The 16753-nt window shown below is 42.5% G+C and carries 19 protein-coding genes; 5 read left to right on the top strand and 14 right to left on the bottom strand.

Features of this window, described 5'->3' with window-relative positions:
- Nucleotides 1-287: 287 nt before the first annotated feature.
- From AC1Z3S_RS08480 to AC1Z3S_RS08435, 10 genes are all read right to left on the bottom strand, one after another.
- Nucleotides 288-689, bottom strand: a complete 402-nt coding sequence (locus AC1Z3S_RS08480) for a DUF2871 domain-containing protein (RefSeq protein WP_461740007.1) — start codon at nt 687-689, stop codon at nt 288-290.
- A gap of 151 nt (nt 690-840) precedes the next feature.
- Nucleotides 841-1818: a LacI family DNA-binding transcriptional regulator gene (locus tag AC1Z3S_RS08475; protein ID WP_461740006.1), complete on the bottom strand. Its 978-nt coding sequence runs from the start codon at nt 1816-1818 to the stop codon at nt 841-843.
- Between the two features lie 54 nt (nt 1819-1872).
- Nucleotides 1873-2754 (bottom strand): ROK family protein, encoded by an 882-nt coding sequence (locus AC1Z3S_RS08470; RefSeq protein WP_461740005.1) that lies wholly within the window; start codon nt 2752-2754, stop codon nt 1873-1875.
- A complete protein-coding gene (locus AC1Z3S_RS08465) occupies nt 2754-4241 on the bottom strand; it encodes a glycoside hydrolase family 32 protein (protein ID WP_461740004.1) in 1488 nt (495 codons plus the stop codon). The genes AC1Z3S_RS08470 and AC1Z3S_RS08465 overlap by 1 nt, the downstream gene beginning before the upstream one ends.
- Nucleotides 4241-5854 (bottom strand): ABC transporter substrate-binding protein, encoded by a 1614-nt coding sequence (locus AC1Z3S_RS08460; protein ID WP_461740003.1) that lies wholly within the window; start codon nt 5852-5854, stop codon nt 4241-4243. Before AC1Z3S_RS08460 ends, AC1Z3S_RS08465 begins: the two co-directional genes overlap by 1 nt.
- Before the next feature lie 26 nt (nt 5855-5880).
- Nucleotides 5881-6768, bottom strand: coding sequence for a carbohydrate ABC transporter permease (locus AC1Z3S_RS08455; RefSeq protein ID WP_461738259.1), 888 nt, complete (start codon nt 6766-6768; stop codon nt 5881-5883).
- 11 nt (nt 6769-6779) lie between these two features.
- Nucleotides 6780-7739, bottom strand: coding sequence for an ABC transporter permease (locus AC1Z3S_RS08450; protein ID WP_461738260.1), 960 nt, complete (start codon nt 7737-7739; stop codon nt 6780-6782).
- A 188-nt stretch (nt 7740-7927) separates the two neighbouring features.
- On the bottom strand, nt 7928-8650 hold the full coding sequence (locus AC1Z3S_RS08445; protein ID WP_461740002.1) for a class I SAM-dependent methyltransferase: 723 nt from the start codon (nt 8648-8650) through the stop codon (nt 7928-7930).
- On the bottom strand, nt 8651-9274 hold the full coding sequence (locus AC1Z3S_RS08440; RefSeq protein ID WP_461740001.1) for a class I SAM-dependent methyltransferase: 624 nt from the start codon (nt 9272-9274) through the stop codon (nt 8651-8653).
- Between the two features lie 19 nt (nt 9275-9293).
- Complete coding sequence (locus AC1Z3S_RS08435; protein ID WP_461740000.1) at nt 9294-10460, bottom strand: AI-2E family transporter; 1167 nt, start codon at nt 10458-10460, stop codon at nt 9294-9296.
- Between the two features lie 382 nt (nt 10461-10842).
- Here AC1Z3S_RS08435 and AC1Z3S_RS08430 point away from each other — a divergent pair, with 382 nt between their 5' ends.
- Genes AC1Z3S_RS08430 through AC1Z3S_RS08420 form a run of 3 tightly spaced genes read left to right on the top strand, consistent with a single transcriptional unit; the run spans nt 10843 to nt 12684 of the window.
- Nucleotides 10843-11304: a helix-turn-helix domain-containing protein gene (locus AC1Z3S_RS08430; protein ID WP_461739999.1), complete on the top strand. Its 462-nt coding sequence runs from the start codon at nt 10843-10845 to the stop codon at nt 11302-11304.
- Nucleotides 11305-11306: 2 nt separating this feature from the next.
- On the top strand, nt 11307-12053 hold the full coding sequence (locus AC1Z3S_RS08425; RefSeq protein ID WP_461739998.1) for an ABC transporter ATP-binding protein: 747 nt from the start codon (nt 11307-11309) through the stop codon (nt 12051-12053).
- On the top strand, nt 12043-12684 hold the full coding sequence (locus AC1Z3S_RS08420) for an ABC-2 transporter permease (protein WP_461739997.1): 642 nt from the start codon (nt 12043-12045) through the stop codon (nt 12682-12684). The genes AC1Z3S_RS08425 and AC1Z3S_RS08420 overlap by 11 nt, the downstream gene beginning before the upstream one ends.
- A gap of 117 nt (nt 12685-12801) precedes the next feature.
- On the opposite strand, the gene AC1Z3S_RS08415 is transcribed toward AC1Z3S_RS08420, so the two are convergent.
- Entirely contained in the window at nt 12802-13656 is an 855-nt protein-coding gene (locus AC1Z3S_RS08415; RefSeq protein WP_461739996.1) for a LysR family transcriptional regulator, read from the bottom strand.
- 108 nt (nt 13657-13764) lie between these two features.
- Between AC1Z3S_RS08415 and AC1Z3S_RS08410 the strand changes: the two genes are divergently transcribed.
- The gene (locus AC1Z3S_RS08410) at nt 13765-14313 is read left to right on the top strand and encodes a chromate transporter (protein WP_461738444.1); all 549 of its coding nucleotides are present in this window, start codon (nt 13765-13767) and stop codon (nt 14311-14313) included.
- Entirely contained in the window at nt 14310-14864 is a 555-nt protein-coding gene (locus AC1Z3S_RS08405) for a chromate transporter (protein WP_461739995.1), read from the top strand. Before AC1Z3S_RS08410 ends, AC1Z3S_RS08405 begins: the two co-directional genes overlap by 4 nt.
- A 120-nt stretch (nt 14865-14984) precedes the next feature.
- On the opposite strand, the gene AC1Z3S_RS08400 is transcribed toward AC1Z3S_RS08405, so the two are convergent.
- From AC1Z3S_RS08400 to AC1Z3S_RS08390, 3 genes are all read right to left on the bottom strand, one after another.
- Nucleotides 14985-15398, bottom strand: coding sequence for a VOC family protein (locus tag AC1Z3S_RS08400; protein ID WP_461739994.1), 414 nt, complete (start codon nt 15396-15398; stop codon nt 14985-14987).
- Nucleotides 15399-15417: 19 nt separating this feature from the next.
- A complete protein-coding gene (gene mgsA, locus AC1Z3S_RS08395) occupies nt 15418-15846 on the bottom strand; it encodes a methylglyoxal synthase (RefSeq protein WP_265457837.1) in 429 nt (142 codons plus the stop codon).
- Nucleotides 15847-16076: 230 nt separating this feature from the next.
- The gene (locus AC1Z3S_RS08390; RefSeq protein WP_461739993.1) at nt 16077-16637 is read right to left on the bottom strand and encodes a hypothetical protein; all 561 of its coding nucleotides are present in this window, start codon (nt 16635-16637) and stop codon (nt 16077-16079) included.
- Nucleotides 16638-16753: the final 116 nt, after the last annotated feature.

Raw genomic sequence — 16753 nt, 5'->3', positions numbered from 1 at the left:
TTCTCCTAGTTAGCAAATTCTGAGAAGTTAATTTATTGACAGCAATTACTTCATAACAGTGGTATAGATTTTAAACATGTCCTCAATAACAAAGAATTAAAGATAACAAAAATACCCTCTCAGTCAGCTTCAACATTTCTTTTCAGCTGTTAAAAAAAGAGCGTCTGTTTTTTTAACGACTTTTACTGAAAAATTTTTTGACAAATAAAAAAGCATTTGAGACTGTCCCCACTGCTAAGCCAAAGATTGAGCAGGGCACAGGTCAAATGCAATTTGTTTGGTATAAATTATTCTTTAATCGAGCCGAATAAAACATTGAAGAAAAAGCCTAGCCCGATGGTGATAATAATGTGACCCAAGCCGGCAATACCAGAAATTGCCGCTGAATCAGCGTAGCCTAGAACAGTCAAAGTGCCGTGAACTAACAGCATCAACAAGGTGACACCCAAGCCGATATTATAGATGATAAAAAACTTTTTGAAATTTTTGTGTTGGCTGAGTTGAAAATTTTTCTCCAAGAGCAACACGATTAAAAAGAAAAACATCCCTAAAATCAACGTATGGGTGTGGAGCACACTCAATTGTGTCTTGTCTGTAAAATCATTGAACTTGGTAAACTCCCGATAATAAACACCAAACACCAACCCTAAAATCATGTAGGACATACTAACCCGTGCTAATTTTTTCATTGTACTCTCCTTTAGATAATAATTTTTCTAATCTAAGAAAAGCCTAGCATATTCAATTTTGACTGTCATTTTTTTTAAACACATTTGCAAAAAGTGTTTATTTCCACTAAAAAACTTGAAGCCTCCTATAGCTGAGACTTCAAGTTGCCATTCATTCTTTGCTTTGCGTTGTGCCGCCTTCAACAAAAGCCACCGGCAAGACGGTCCGTTGTTGCACGTCTTGTCTGTTGATGACCTGCAAAATTAAGTCCACGGCCGTTTTCCCCATTAACTCTACCGGCTGGGCAATGGAAGAGACTAGATATTTTTCACCTTCACGATCCCGCTGACCATCAAAACCGATAATCTGCACATCTTCTGGCACTCGTCTACCTAATTTTGTTAAAACCCGTCGGACATCTAACGCCATCGAATCATTGATGGTGAAGATACCGTCTATGTCGGGATGTGCCGTTAAAAATTCGCTTAAACGGTCTGCTAAATCCGTCAAAGGCTCTAGCATATCTAAAATTTCATAGCTTTGTTGCAAACGTTGGCATTCAATTTCAAAATACTTGCGGCGGTTCTTGGTTTCATTCGGGGTTTCTTGATAGCCTCCGATATAGGCCAGCTTTTGACAACCACGAGCTCGCAATTCATCAACAGCCAAGCGGCCGCCAGCTGAATTATCGGCGGTCACATAGATAACATCTTCGGTAAAATAACGGTCAATACTGACAAAGGGCAGATTGCTGGAAATATATTGGTCAATATCCGAATAGGTGATGCCAATGATGCCGTCAACTTTATTTTGGACGACCATCTGAATATATTCTTGCTCCTTGTCTGCATTGCCGCTTGAATTACAGAGATATACTTTGTAATTATTTTTTTCTAACTGATGCTCCACATGCCAAGCAAATTCTGAAAAGAAGGGGTGCCAGACAGTCGGAATAATTAGCGCAATCGTGTTGGTGCGGTTGGTTTTAAAGCTGCGGGCATATAAATCCGGCTGGTAGTTTAATTCCTTCATCGCCGCTTCAACTTTTTTGCGGGTGCTCTCCTTGACTGAGCCGTTATTTAAAACTCGTGAGACTGTGCCGACACCAACGCCGGCTAATTTTGCGACTTCCTTCATCGTAATCTTCATTATTTTCCTCCAAAAGTCCAATCACTTCATTATAACGAGGAAAATTTAAAAAAACTAGCGGTTCGCCATTTTTGTTGGCGACAGTTGCTGTTGTGCCAAAGCGATACAGCCCAATAAGCCCTGTAAATCAGCTAAGCTGTCTGTTTGCAGATAGTCATCTAAATTTGGCAGGCTCAAATAATTTTGATTGAGCAGCGCCAGCTTTTGGCGGATTTTCGGTAGCAGCTGCGCTTGTTTCATCACACCACCGCCAAAAATAATCACCTCTGGACTGAGAATCAAGGACACATTAAAGGCCGCCTGAGCTAGATAGTCGCTGACAAATTCCCACGTTTGGTCAGCTTCTGCTAATAGATGACCGGCTTGACCAGCTCGAGCCGCAATCGCCGGACCACTGGCTAAGCCCTCCAAACAATTTTGGTGGAAGGGACAATTTCCTGCATATAAATCAGCGGGATGTTGCCGCAACAGCATATGACCCATTTCCGGATGGGACAGACCTTGAATAAATTGCTCTCCTTGGATACCGCCAGCGCCCACTCCTGTGCCAATCGTAAAATACACTAGACTAGTATAGTCTTGAAATGCGCCAAAGGTTTTCTCTCCCAGACAAGAGGCATTCACATCTGTCGTCAGAAAAACCGGCACATTTAAACTGCTTTTTAAACTGCCTAATAAATCAAAATTTTGCCAGGCCAATTTCGGCGTATTAGTGATAGAGCCATAGCTTTTTGAGCTGGGATTTAAATCCAGCGGACCAAAGCTGCCGACGCCAACGGCAGCCAGCTCGTAGTCGGTAAAAAAACTTTTTATTTTCGGCAAAAGCACAGCTGGACTTTCTGTTTTTAAGGTGGTTTTAGCGATAATTTCCCCTGCCGGAGTGCCGACACCTAAAACAAATTTCGTCCCGCCAGCTTCGATTGCACCTAAGAGCATTAAATCACCCGACCAATCTCAAGGGACTGAATCGTTAATTGGCCTTCTGCTTCAAAGGCCATCTCCTGACCAGCTGTCTTTTCATAAAAGGTCATCGTCAAAGTTTCCAGTGCATTGGCAAAAATTTCTAAACTAGCAGTATCCCGGAAAATTTCAAGCGTCAGACATTGATTGATTAAAGGTACCTGCACACTGCGGCTAACCAGCGGCTCTTTTTCTGCACCAAGAAGCTCATAGCCGAAGTTTTCCCGACTTAAAGTTAGAATTTCGCTCCCTTTATCATAGCTGAGACGAATGGCGGATTCTTGATTTTTTGCCAATTCTAAAACAAATCCTTGGCTGGCAGATAAATCACAGACCAGCTGCAGATAAGTATTATCCCCCATAATTTTTTTCAAGCGGAGGGCTTCGCCGGCCACCACCAAATTTTCAACGCCATATAAATATTCGATATTGGCATAAATTTCAGAAATCGGCTTTTGGATTAAGCGCTGATTTTTAACCTTTAATTCTCGCGGCAAAGTCATCGCTCCTGACCAGCCATGTCCTAAATCGTGACTAGGAATTGCTCGATCCCACAGCTGCATCCAAGCAATCATAATTCGCCGTTTCTTATCATCTTCTAAAGTTTGCGGGGCATAAAAGTCAAAGCCCCGGTCAATCTCGTGGTAATTTTCAGTCTGGAATTTCCCTGTCTGCCAATCCATCTCCCCGATAAAAGCCACCGTCGAACTGATATTATGATATTCTAAACCGTCCTGCGGCATTTGAATTGGCGAAATGATTAAGACATCTGAGCCATCTAAATGAAATAAGTCGGGACATTCCCACATGATACCCTGCTCTGGAGTGCCTTCTAAAACTACTGAAACAAACTGCCAGTCCGTCAAATTATCTGAAGAGAATAGCAAAATTCGGCCCGTTTCCTGCGGCGTTTTACTAGCTACTACCGTATAATATTTATCCCCTTTTTGAAAAACTTTCGGATCTCGAAAATCTTTTATTTCTCCATGTTGGCCTAAGAGTTCTTCGGCAATCACCGGATTTTGTGCTGATTTGCTAAAATGAATGCCGTCATCAGAAACGGCTAAACACTGGCGTTGATAGGTTTGTCCGTCAATCACTCGATGACCAGTGTAAAGCAGATACAGCTTGCCCTCTTTTTCAATGGCGCTGCCGGAAAAACAACCGTCAAGGTCATACCATTGATCCGGCGCCAAAGCGATGGGCAACTCCTGCCAATGGATTAAGTCCTTTGATTTGGCATGGCCCCAAAACATCGGGCCCCACGCAGAATCAAAGGGATTGTGTTGATAAAAAACGTGGTACTCGCCTTTAAAATAGACCACACCGTTCGGATCATTAATCCAACCAATTGGAGCCATCAAATGAAATTGATGGCGATAGCGGGGGTTGACCCCCGCCTTATTTTTTGCCACATAGCGATTGGCTTCCTGCAATAAATCTTCAGCCGTTGTTAAATTCATCAATTTGCTTCAGTCCCCTCAACAAAGCGGTCGTAGCCGGCTTGTTTAATTTCTAGCCATTCGTCAATGCCGACCCGCTCTAATTCTGCTAAATACTCGTCCCATTCCTGATCGATAGTGCCGTTGGTAATCCATTCTGCCCGTTTGCGGTAAATGTAATCCCACATATCCGTTTCGATTTTGGCTAAACGATCAGTCTCTTCTTTTTCTAAAAAGACTTTCGGATAATTATTTTCATTGGAAATATATGGTAAATAGTTTTCATGCATCAAATCTAAACGCCACGCAGCATCATCTGGCATCGTAGTCACCGTGCCGTAGTAGCTGTCAAGAATTGCTAATGGTCCAGCAGCTTCTGTTCTTTGGCGTAATTCCCCGGGTGCTTCGCCGTCTAAAGGCAAATGGGTCAGCATATCGCCATTTAATTCAAAAATATTAGCCTGGGTGTCATCGCCGTAAGTGCCCCAGTTATTTTGGACAGACTGTAAAGGCTCATACATTTTATCGACCCATTTAGCGGTTAATTCTAAATTCTGATTGGCACTGGTAATCACAAAACGGTCACGGGAGAAGCCAATCCCGTTGGTTCTTGTAACATGTTTCGTGCCATCAGGTCCTGCTAAAACTGGCAGGACATCATAGCTCTCATTGTCGCCTGAGATATTGGCTTTATCCCAGCTAAAGTAAACGCCGTATTCGTGCTCTTTACCTTTTGCCACATACGTATTCCAATCCTGCTCAAAGGCCTCTGCGTCAATCAAGCCTTTGTCATACATTTCATTAAAATACTTAATCGCTTCTTTATAACCCTCTTTATCTGCGGTAAATTGGGCGTTGCCGTCATTGTCGACAATTAGATGGTCATCATTGTCCCCTTCGCCAAAGGCCGCAAATAAGAATTTCAAATCTTCATTGCCACCATCGTTGATAAAGCTGAAGGGAATCTCATCGGCTTCACCATTGCCATTAGGATCTTGCGTTTTAAAGGCCTCTAAAACCGTCATCAGCTCATCCGTCGTCGTCGGCATAGCCAAGCCTAAATTATCCAACCATTCAACATTAATCCACGCCATATCATTGACGGTATGAATTGACTCTTTGCCTTCTCCTAATTCTTCAATCCAAGGGAATGAATAAATATGGCCATCCGGTGCGGTTGACAATTGGCGGTATTCAGGATTTTCATCAAAAATCTTTTTCAAGTTGGGCATGTATTGGTCAATCAAATCCTCCACCGGCACAATCACGCCGCTTTCAGCCCAGCTGAGTAAATCATAATCACTAGCCCCGGCATTAAAGATGGCATCCGGTAATTCTCCGCTGGCAATATCGAGATTTCTTTTTTCCACGAAATCGGCATTGTAATTTGTCCAATCCACATGTACATTTGTATCCTCTTCAATTCGTTGGAAAATTAATTTATCGTTGGGATCATCCGGCGCCAACGCCGCTCCTTGTGAGAGCATTTTTAGTGTGACTTTTTCTTCTAAAGGAAAAGTCACATCCGTTAGTTCATAATCTGGACTTGAAGTGGCGCTGTCAGAACCCCCACAGGCGCCTAAGACTAGACTGGAAATTAATAATGCACTGAAGATCATCGGTTTTGTTTTCATTTTATCCTCCTGAGAAATTTTTTAGTTTATCCTTTAACTGAGCCGACTAAAACACCTTTTTCAAAATATTTTTGGAAGAAGGGATACATCACAATCAGCGGCAAGCTAGAAATGACAATCGTTGAATACTTAATCAACTCCGCAATTTGTTTCATCTCAGCCATCGCTGTGTTAGCGCCAACCATGTCTGTTGACGGTTGATTCTGAATTAAAATATTCCGTAAGACTAATTGCAACGGTTGTAAATCGGGATCCTTCAAATAGATCATCGCATCAAAGTAAGAATTCCATTGGCCGACAAAGGCATATAGGAATAAGACGAACATAATTGGCTTGGCTAACGGCAGCATCACCTTAAAAAGAATCTGCAATTCATTAGCGCCATCAATTGTCGCAGCTTCTGACAATTCCTTTGGCAGACCGCTAAAATAAGTCCGGGCCATAATGATATTCCACACATTAACAGCCCCCGGAATAATAATTGACCAAACAGAGTTCAACATACCCAAGTCTTTGATTAATAAATAAGTCGGTACTAAGCCGCCGCCGACAAACATCGTGATGACAAAGAAGGTCATCAAAATCTTGCGTCCATATAAATCCGGTTTCGATAAGGGATAGGCGGTAATCATGGTGATAAAAACTGTTAAAACGCTGTAGGTAAAGGAATAAAACAGCGAGTTAACAAAGCCACGAATAATCGAATCATCGGCAAACACCCGTTGATAGCCTTGAATTGTCCAATCGGCTGGATTCAAGCTGATGCCCTGACTGATTAACGTTGACGGATCCATAAAGGAGGCAATCACCACGTAGCCCAAGGGTAAAATCGTAATCGTCACCAGAAAAAAGATAATGATGCGGTTAACCCATAAAATTCTTTTATCAAATTGCGAATACATCTGCATATTCATCTTGTTTCCTCCTATAAGCCTTTGCCTTCATTCAGTTTCTTGACGATTCCATTAACCAGCAGCAATAAAATCACATTGATAATCATGTTGAACAAGCCAACTGCCGCCGAATAGGCATAATCACCAGATTGCAGCCCGACTTTATAGACATAAGTTGAAATGATTTCCGAAGTAGGAATATTCATGGACGTCTGCATCAGATAAGCTTTTTCATAGCCGATATTCATAATGTTCCCCGCGGCTAAAATGAAACTAATTACCATCACTGGCTTTAAGGCCGGTAAATCGATATGGCGAATTTTTTGCAAAATATTCGCGCCATCAATATTGGCCGCCTCATATAAATCCGAGCTGACACCGGCTAAGGTTGCCGTATATAAAATGGATGACCAACCCATTCCCTGCCAAATACCAGACAAAATGTAAATGGTCCTGAAGTACGCTGGATTAGACATGAACATGATGGGCTGTCCGGTAATTTTTTCTACTAGGCCGTTAATCGGGCCGTTAGCAGAAAGAAATAAGAAGAGCATCCCAACAATAATCACCACCGAAATAAAATTCGGTGCGTACAAAATTAATTGCAGTTTCTTTTTAAGCTTCTTGTTTAAGATTTGGTTTAAAGCCAGTGCCAAAAAGATTGGCGGGATAAAGCCTAACAGCAAACCATAAACACTTAGCTTCAAGGTATTGCCTAATAAATTTGTAAAATTCGGAGAAAATATAAAATCTCTAAAATGTTCTAACCCAACCCAAGGACTACCTAAAATTCCCAATAATGGATTGTAATTTTTAAAGGCGATTAAGGCGCCGTACATCGGAAAATATTTAAAGACTAGCGTCAGCAAAATTCCCGGTACCATTAAGAAATACAACCACTTATCCCGCTTTAAGCGTTTTTTGATTTTCTCCCGTTTCTGGGCTTTTTCCTTTTTTTTATCAACTTTTTCAATCGGCAGAGCTTTTTCCATCAGACTCCCTCTCCTCGTTTTAGAAACGTTTCCATTTTGGTTTTAAAAAAATAATAGCTGCAACTTTCCCTCATAAAAATCTTTTAAAACCTTTTTTTGGAAACGTTTCTATTTTATGGATTTAGAATAGCACGGTAGCGCTTTCCTGTCAATTGTTTTTTGCAAAAAAGTTTACCGTGCTTTTGTTTTTAGCTGAAAATCAAGTGATTAAACATCGCAACAGCAATAAATTCTGCCTGCTGGCTGGCTTTTTCCTCCAAGTCAAACATCGCTTCCTGCCATGCTTTTGTATATTTGACTTCGGTATTTTGACTCAAGCCAAAAAAAGTTCGCAGGCCAAAACGCTCCGCTAAGTTTAACGGCTGTAATACTTCTGCCAGCCACTCCGCTTCATAGACCGCCACTGTTCCAAAATTGGCGGAACGGGAAGCACCGCCGTTAATAATTGACAAAGCTAGTGCTGGATCATCCTGCAGGACCGCCTTAGCAAAAATTGTTCCATTGCGATTGTGCTTGACGATAGACATTTTTCCGCCCGGATTTAAGCGGGATTGCAGCAGAGCTAAAACTTTGGGCCGCTCTTCAAAGGCCACATACTCCAGCACATTATGCAGCAAAATTCCGTCAAATTTTGCCTGTTGACTAATAGCTGACTCAAATTCGGCAAAACTACCCGTCAACTGTTGGTATTGGTCAGCGGCCAGTCGCAGCGGCAGCATTTCAGCATTAGGTTCGTAGGCGACTACTTGATGAGTTTGGCTTAAAAAGCCCGCCGTTTTGCCGAAGCCTGAACCAAAATCTAAAATCCGGCCGCCAGCAGGCAAGCTTTGTTCCAACTGTTGAAACAATAATTTGTAAAATAATTCGCCCCAGGGCTGCTGTATTTCCTGATAATAATCTTTGACTGTCATTTATTTTCTCCTTATTTCGTAAAGGACCCAGCCACGATGCTGCTGAGTCTGCTGCAAAGCTAAGCCGAGCTTTGCCAAATAGGTTGCAAATGCTGCGCCTTTACTGAGCTCCTTCAAGTAATAGCTGACCTTAGTAGCCTCACAACAAATTAAAATTTTTCCTGATGGCGTAACTAAGCGCTCTAATTCTGACAAGCCCTGCTCTAAATTTCCCCAATGAAAATGATTTTGATAGACAGTAATCAAATCAAAATGATTGTCCGGATAAGGTAACGCTTCAACATTGGCGACTGTAAAAGTCAGACCAGCAACCGCAAATTCTTCTTGGGCCAGCGCGATGCCGGTTTCAGAAATGTCGATGCCCACTACCTCCGCTGTTGGAAATAGTTGTGTAAGATAATGACTGGAGGCGCCGTTACCGACGCCGACATCTAAAATTTTCCGGGGTGCTGATACGCTCACCTGCCGCAAACTCCAAGCAACCATCGGCAAATAAACCCGATTCCATAACCGCATCATCCATTTCCCTAATAAACCGCTGGGCTCCTGGGATTGCTCTAGCAACGCTCGATAAAACCAAATTAAAAGACCAACTGCTAAAATAGCAACAACAAAAATAACCATAGACAACCTTTCTGATCCCTTATTCTAAATAATCCTCTTCAGAAAATTCACTATCTTCATAGGTTCCTTTATCTTTAAAGAAACGATTGTAACGCTGCTTAAAGCGGCTGAAGAGGTAAACGACAACTAGCTTAATCAAGGTATAAATCGGGATACCAAAAATCACGCCGACAAAGCCTAAAAGATCTCCCATCACCAATAACACCACTAGAATTGTGATTGGATGAATTTTCAGCCGGTCCCCCATCACCCGTGGCACGACTAAATCGCCGTGGAGCAGTTGGACGGCAAACCAGACAATCAAAAATTTAATGACCATAAAGCTGCTGTCTTGAAAGGCGATAAATAACCCTGGCAAGAAAGCGATAAAAGGTCCAACATAGGGAATGATACACAAAATTCCCGCCGCCACCGCCAAGACGGTCGCATAATTCAAACCGATTAATAGGAAAGTAATCCAATACATGACACCTAAAACCAGTGAAGCAATCACTTGCCCTTTAAGATAATCCCCCAACTGCTGATTGGCAATTCTGGTCAATTTTTTAAAATCAGGACGAAAGCCCGGCGGAATCATCCGTAAAACCGCTTGATAAAATTTCTGTGGGTCCTTCAGCAAAAAGAAGGCGATAATCGGTCCCGTGAACAAGGTCACCAAGGTGGAAGAAACCGCGGAAAAAATATTGCCCAAACTTGAAGCTCCCGCCTGCCAGTTATCTGCCACGTAACCTGTGACATCTGTGACAATTTTATCCATCGAATCCACCAATTGTGTTACTTGATTGTCAAAGGGGGTTGAAGCAAAGAAGCTTTCAATCTCCGCTTGAAAATTATCAAATAAATCCGGCAGCTGCTGAACTAATTCCTGCGCTTGACTACTAATCACTTGAACCGCCTGTACACCTGCTAAGCCGAGAATCAGTAATGCCAATAAAAAGACAATGGCGACGGCCCAAGTCCGGGATATTTTCTTTGAAAGCCGACTGACCAAGGGATTAAATACATAGTACAAAACTCCCGCAAAAATCACCGGTGGCATGACAGTTAAGACAATTGTCACCAAGGGATTAAAAATATAGGAAATTTGGTTCAGTAAAAAGACAGCTAGTGCCGACAGCGCCACTAAGCCAATCACAAAATAGGAAGTCTTTCCCCCTAAGAAGGCCATTAAACGATTTTTTTCCATAATATACTCCTGTTTTCATTGTAATATCTCTATAGTATCAAAAAGTCCGTTTTCCTGCTCTAAATATACTCCCGCTGTTTTGTCCATTTGAAAACTAACGCACTTTGAACTCAGCCTACTCAAAAATTTCCCGAAATTTCGTCTCGCTACTGAAAATAGCATCACCTATTTACATTGTAGAAAAATCATCTTTCAAGCAAAAAAGTTTTAGCGCTGTTTTTTTAATCAAACAAAGACGTTTTGCTATAAAATAGTCGCATGTTGTCTTAGCGATATTTTTGGTAAACTAGAAGCAACTAAAGCTGACATTTTTTGTTAACAGCGGGTGGTGTTCGACTGTTAAAAATTCAAGTATAGTCAAAGTATGAAAGGTGTGAAAAGTATGAATAATCAAACAAAAATTATCGCCGCAAACCTCCGTTATCTGCGGCAAAAGAATCAGTGGTCCCAGGAATATGTCGCTGAAAAAATTGGTGTTTCCCGCCAAGCGGTTGCCAAGTGGGAAAATGGCGACAGCCTGCCAGATTTATTAAATTGTGCGGCTTTGGCGGATTTATACACCGTCTCATTAAATGATTTGGTGCGCCACGATAGCGATCAAGCGGGCCTGCCAATCGCCCCTTTGAACAAACATATCTTTGGCGCAGTGACTGTCGGCAACCGGGGCCAAATCGTGCTACCAAAAAAAGCCCGTGAGACCTTTAATATCAAAGGCGGCGATACTTTAGTCGTCTTAGGAGATAGCAATCCCGCCACAGCTGGCATTGCTATTTTAACTGCCGATTCTTTTTTCCGCTGGACCGGCCATAGCCTTGAAACCCTGCTAGCTAAAAAGGAGGACTAACGATGGAACTTTTAACAGTCGAAAAGGTGACTAAAAAATACCCTAGTTTTACATTGGCGGATATTTCACTGCAAATCGCTGCCGGCAGTATCGTTGGCTTGATTGGTACAAACGGCGCCGGCAAGACCACCTTGTTGAAGGCCATTTTAAATTTGATTCCCATTGACCAAGGCAACATTGTGCTATTAGGTAAAGACCAGCTCAGCCAAGAAATTGTTTGGAAACAGCAAACCGGTGTCGTCCTTGGAGGTGTTGATTATTATCAAGAAAAAAAGCTTAAGGTGATTACAGCTACCACCAAGCGTTTTTATCCCAACTGGCAAGAAGCGACCTATCAAAAATACATGCAGCTGTTTGGCTTGAATCCGGAAAAAAAGGTCAAGGAGCTTTCCGCAGGCATGAAGGTCAAATACAATATTGCTTTGGCTTTGTCCCATCAAGCAAAACTTTTCATTTTTGACGAGCCGACAAGCGGTCTTGACCCGGTCTCCCGTGATGATTTATTGGCTATTTTTAAACAATTAACGGCCGACGGTAGCCGAGGAATACTCTTTTCCACCCATATTACCTCTGATTTGGAAAAATCTGCTGATCGAATTGTTTATTTAAAAGAGGGGCGGCTGATTCAAGCCGCCGAAAAAGCCGAATTTGTCGCTTCCTTTCAATACTTAAAGGAAGCGCCCACTAAAGCCGACCTCTCTTTAGAAGAAATTATGGTCCGAATGGAGGGTAAACATTATGATTTTTAATTTATTGGAAAAAGAAATCCGCTTAGCCGGGCACCCGAATCTCTTTGTTTTCTCTTTGATGGGCGCCTTGGTGTTGGTCCCCGGCTATCCGTATAGCATGGTGTTTCTCTTTGTCTGCATCGGCAACTTTGTCAATCTGCTGTATGCCAGAGAAACCCACGATATTTATTACACTGCCCTGTTGCCGATCAAAAAAGTCGATGTTGTCACCAGCAAATTTACCATTTTAATTGCATCAGAAATTTTCGCTTTACTCTTCACGGTCCCCTTTGCTTTTATCCGCCTCTTATATCTGAGAAGCATTGGCAATCCAGTGGGAATCGAGGCTAATGTGGCCTTTTTTGGGATTGGTCTGTTGATTTTTGCCGTTTTTAACTGGTTGTTTTTGCCGCTCTTTTTTTTAACGGCCTATCAAGCTGGCAAAAGCTTTATTTTGGCAATTATCCCCGCCACTATCGTAGCTATTATCGGAGAAAGCCTAGCTCATCTGCTACCTTGGCTGGATTCCATCGCTTGGGCTGACCAACTACGTCAGCTGCCAATTTTAGCAGTTGGCAGCCTGTTGTTTATCCTTTCAAGCTACGCTGCGAAAAAAAGGGCTTCGCGAAATTTCTTAGCGGTGAACTTGTAAACGTCAGGTTTATTTTCTTAAAACGATTCTGTGTTGACTTACGTTAAAATTAACTTTCCTAGTTAGACTAGGTGTTAAGCCAAGAAAAAAATTTTCGACTATTAACTCCCGTAAATTCTATAATTGCTGCCATAAATTTAGAATTTGCGGGATTTCTGTGCTGCTACGAATCGCAGCAGCTATCGGATTTTCTAGTTTGACTTGCGGGATTTGCAGAGGGATTAGAGTTCCTGTTGCCAATTCAGCGGCAATCAGAACCTCCGGCAACACTGCGATGCCGACACCATGCAAGGCCGCTTCAATCAGCGCCTCTGAGTCATTACTTTCCCACGCCGGTCGCAGCTGAAAGTTTCGCAGGGTTACACTGGCCTCCAGCGCTTCACGGACAGCACTGCCCCGCTCCCTTAATAACAGCGGCTGTTGCAAGACTTCCGCAAAAGAATATTTTCCTTTATGGCCATCGATAAAATCCTGATTGGCATAAAAACCGATGGGGTAGCTGGCTAGTGGTTTTTGCTGATAGCCCTCCAGCGTCCGTTGCCCCTCTAAAAAAGCAATATCAATCTGACCTTGCTCCAGCAGCTGCGCAATTTCCCCAGCCGGTCCAACGGTTACCTTGCAGCGGATATTTTCCTGCTGCAGCTGTTGAATCAGAGGTGATAAATCACTTTTGGCATAGGTCATACAGGAGCCAATTCTCAGGGGCAGCTGTTGGGCCAGCTGCGGCAGATGGTTTTCCACTCGTTCAAAATTTTCCAAAATAGGCAGAATTTCCTGCAAAAATATTTCCCCTGCTGGTGTTAAACGAACTCCTCGATGCAGCCGCTCCAATAGTTGGGTGTTGGCTTCTTTTTCTAAATCCCCCATCGCATGAGAAACAGCAGATTGGGTCATAAAAAGCTGCTTCGCCGCCTTGGTGAAATTTTCTTGGCGGGCAACTGCCCTAAATATTTCGCATTGTCGATAATTCATAATTGATTGCCACTCACTTTCCCATGAAAATAATTCATGCCTTCTCCTGCATTTTATCATTTCACTAATCATTAATACACCTTTATACTGATTAGATGAGGTGAAAAAATGAAAACGTTGAAAGATTATCTATGGTTAATTCGCATTAATTTAATTATCAGCACCTTTACCTTTGGCGGCGGCTATGTGGTGGTGCCGATGATTCGTAAATATTACGTGGGGCGCTTCTTCACTGAAGCCGATCTAGTGGAAATGGCAGCCGTAGCGCAATCCTCTCCCGGAGCGATTGCCATTAATCTATGTGTTTTAGCCGGTAAAAAAGCAGCTGGTTGGGCGGGCTTTGTTATTACTCTAGTCTGCGGCATTTTACCGCCGCTGGTAATTATCGGCGTGATTGCCCAATTTTATCAAGCCTTTGCTGCCAATCCAACAGTCAATGCCGTACTAACCGGCATGCAGGCCGCCGTCGCCGCTTTGATTTTAGAAGTTGTGGTGGATATGGTCACGGCTATTCGCAGTCAGCGTAGCCTGTTGTTATTAATTATCGTGGCCGGCAGCTTTATTCTCAATGCCTTTTTCCAAGTCAATGTCGCATTAATCTTAGTCTTCTCCTGTCTGCTAGTCGTCTTTAACCGGAGAAAGGAAGTGCAAGCATGATTTGGCAACTGTATTGGAACTTTTTAAAAATTGGTTTATTTAGTATCGGCGGCGGATATGCCATTATTCCGCTAATACAAGCGGAAGTCGTCGAAAAAAATGGCTGGATTACCCAGAAGGTCTTTACCGATGTTATCACGATTTCCCAGATGACTCCGGGACCTTTAGCCGTTAATACCTCAACCTTTGTCGGTATGCAGCTGGCAGGAGTTCTTGGGGCGCTTGTGGCTACATTAGGTGCCATTACCGCCGGCGTCATTATCTCAATGGCTTTATATCAATTTTTCCAAAGCCATCAAGAGTCAGTTTTAGTCGGCAATATTTTCCAAGGATTGAAGGCTGCTTCCGTTGGCCTGATTGCCTCAGCCGCCTTGACGATTATTTTGCTGACCTTTTACGGCAGCTCTGAGCTTTCAAGTATTCCTTGGCTTAATATTGATTTCAAGGCACTTATTCTCTTTGGCATCGCCTTTTTCGCCTTAAAAAAATATAAAGTCAATCCAATCTTACTGATGTGTGTAGCTGGCGTTATCGGGTTAATCATTTATTAAAGGTTTTAAAAACTTAACAAAAATCATCCAAAAGTAGTTTGCTGCATAAAGAAAAACCCTTTTTCAGGACCACATTCATCACTGAAAAAGGGCTGCCTCTTTAAGCAGCAAACTATTTTTTTATCGCCAAACCGGTTGCCAAGTCACGCCAAATTTATCAACGACCCAAGCACACTTGCGAATATCGCCAATTGCTTCTGGTCCCATCATGATGCTGCCCTCTTTTGCCAAGGCAGCAAAGATTAAATCAAACTCCGCTTCGCTGCGGCACTCAAGGTATAAAGAAGAGGACCAATTAAACGCCGGCGCTGGATTCTGGCTGTCCATATCTAAAAACATAATTTTCTGTCCTAAGAGTGACAGCAGTCCGTACATAATCCGTTGTCCTTCGGCTGCTGGCATATGAGGATTGTCGGTGCCATATGGTTCCGCCAATAAAATCTCAGCTTCCGGCAAATTAGCCGCATAAAACTCCAATGCGGCCTTCGCTTCCCCATTAAATGTTAAAAAGGGCACTACTCGTTGTTCATCCATCTCATTTGCTCCTTTAAAGTTAGATTTCTTCTGCTAAGATTTCCACTGTCTCATGGCTGACTAATTCCCGAAAATCTAAAAAGCCTGCCGCCAAGCCGCGGATTAAAACCTCGGCGGTCCCGATATTGGTGGCCAAAGGGATTTCATAGACATCGCTCAAGCGAATCAAGGCATTGACATCCGGCTCATGGGGCTGAGAAGCCAGTGGGTCCCGCAAAAATATCACCAAATCCATTGAGTCTTCTGAAATCAAAGCACCAATTTGCTGGTCGCCTCCCAGCGGTCCCGATTTAAATCGATGGACCTTTAGCTTTGTTGCCTCCATGATTTTTAAGCCGGTCGTTCCCGTTGCAAACAATTCATGCTTAGCTAAAATCGGTTCATAAGCGGTCGCCAATTTAACCATGGCGGCTTTTTTGCGATCATGGGCAATCAATGCAATCTTCATGCAAACACTCCTCAAAAATTTTATTTAGCTAAATGGTAGCAGGAAACCTGCTCTCCTGTAAAGAAATCGACTATGTTTATTGGGTTAAATGTAAAAAATTTGTCAACAAGTAAATTGATAACTCACGTAGAAGCTACTTCCATCTTGCTAAATTACTACTTAAATCAAAAAAATCACCACTTAAAAAAATTAAAGACACCAGTTTTGAAGTGGCAATTCAGACAGCTCTTTTATAACTCAACCACTTTTTCCATACTGCCATCAATATCCACAAAATAATTTTTCAAATTGGTCTTATCATAATAGACAATCACCTCTCCATTTGGTAAATACGGAGTGGGGTCCCGCCGCAGTAAAGGGCTTTTGAAATTTAGATGCTCGCCGCTTTTTGCCTGATAGGAACAAATCAGATAGGTCGCCCGCCGATTATTGACCGTCACACCAGAAAAATTATAATCGACTACCTCGGCCAGCACTTTTTTACCAGTGGCTCGCAAGTTTTCGATGCGGCGGTTTTTGCGGGCTGACCGGGCAAAAAGAATCACCGCCACCAAGAGCAAAACGCCGCCGATACCACCAAAAGCTGCCAAAAAAATCAGCCGAAAAGTGCGCAAATTCTCACTATTATAGGTCTGGCGAACGCCATTAACCGACAGATTAAAATGATCTGAGTCTATCGGTACAACCTGCATAATTACCGCTACTCCTATGAAAATAAGACTTAAAGCCGCCAGTAAAATTGCTACCCAGCTAAAGCGATATACAAAACTTTTTGGTTTTATCTGATTCATTGCTACTTCCCCTTTTTTAATCCCGATTCTAGTTAAGATTAGCAGTTACTTAATCCTACTGTTTATACAAGTTTATCTTTTTTTCTATTATTAGTTTACCATCTATAGCAGCATTC

The sequence above is a fragment of the Enterococcus sp. LJL90 genome (assembly GCF_056924355.1).
This window is presented reverse-complemented; position numbering and strand designations above follow the sequence as displayed.

Bases quoted from the DNA above. Each gene is read 5' to 3' on its own strand.
- AC1Z3S_RS08480 (WP_461740007.1), bottom strand. From the start codon at position 689: ATGAAAAAATTAGCACGGGTTAGTATGTCCTACATGATTTTAGGGTTG.
- AC1Z3S_RS08450 (WP_461738260.1), bottom strand. From the start codon at position 7,739: ATGGAAAAAGCTCTGCCGATTGAAAAAGTTGATAAAAAAAAGGAAAAA.
- AC1Z3S_RS08425 (WP_461739998.1), top strand. From the start codon at position 11,307: ATGGAACTTTTAACAGTCGAAAAGGTGACTAAAAAATACCCTAGTTTT.
- AC1Z3S_RS08440 (WP_461740001.1), bottom strand. From the start codon at position 9,274: ATGGTTATTTTTGTTGTTGCTATTTTAGCAGTTGGTCTTTTAATTTGG.
- AC1Z3S_RS08435 (WP_461740000.1), bottom strand. From the start codon at position 10,460: ATGGAAAAAAATCGTTTAATGGCCTTCTTAGGGGGAAAGACTTCCTAT.
- AC1Z3S_RS08445 (WP_461740002.1), bottom strand. From the start codon at position 8,650: ATGACAGTCAAAGATTATTATCAGGAAATACAGCAGCCCTGGGGCGAA.
- AC1Z3S_RS08465 (WP_461740004.1), bottom strand. From the start codon at position 4,241: ATGAATTTAACAACGGCTGAAGATTTATTGCAGGAAGCCAATCGCTAT.
- AC1Z3S_RS08400 (WP_461739994.1), bottom strand. From the start codon at position 15,398: ATGGATGAACAACGAGTAGTGCCCTTTTTAACATTTAATGGGGAAGCG.
- AC1Z3S_RS08455 (WP_461738259.1), bottom strand. From the start codon at position 6,768: ATGAATATGCAGATGTATTCGCAATTTGATAAAAGAATTTTATGGGTT.
- AC1Z3S_RS08420 (WP_461739997.1), top strand. From the start codon at position 12,043: ATGATTTTTAATTTATTGGAAAAAGAAATCCGCTTAGCCGGGCACCCG.
- AC1Z3S_RS08460 (WP_461740003.1), bottom strand. From the start codon at position 5,854: ATGAAAACAAAACCGATGATCTTCAGTGCATTATTAATTTCCAGTCTA.
- mgsA (WP_265457837.1), bottom strand. From the start codon at position 15,846: ATGAAGATTGCATTGATTGCCCATGATCGCAAAAAAGCCGCCATGGTT.
- AC1Z3S_RS08390 (WP_461739993.1), bottom strand. From the start codon at position 16,637: ATGAATCAGATAAAACCAAAAAGTTTTGTATATCGCTTTAGCTGGGTA.
- AC1Z3S_RS08475 (WP_461740006.1), bottom strand. From the start codon at position 1,818: ATGAAGATTACGATGAAGGAAGTCGCAAAATTAGCCGGCGTTGGTGTC.
- AC1Z3S_RS08405 (WP_461739995.1), top strand. From the start codon at position 14,310: ATGATTTGGCAACTGTATTGGAACTTTTTAAAAATTGGTTTATTTAGT.
- AC1Z3S_RS08415 (WP_461739996.1), bottom strand. From the start codon at position 13,656: ATGAATTATCGACAATGCGAAATATTTAGGGCAGTTGCCCGCCAAGAA.
- AC1Z3S_RS08470 (WP_461740005.1), bottom strand. From the start codon at position 2,754: ATGCTCTTAGGTGCAATCGAAGCTGGCGGGACGAAATTTGTTTTAGGT.
- AC1Z3S_RS08410 (WP_461738444.1), top strand. From the start codon at position 13,765: ATGAAAACGTTGAAAGATTATCTATGGTTAATTCGCATTAATTTAATT.
- AC1Z3S_RS08430 (WP_461739999.1), top strand. From the start codon at position 10,843: ATGAATAATCAAACAAAAATTATCGCCGCAAACCTCCGTTATCTGCGG.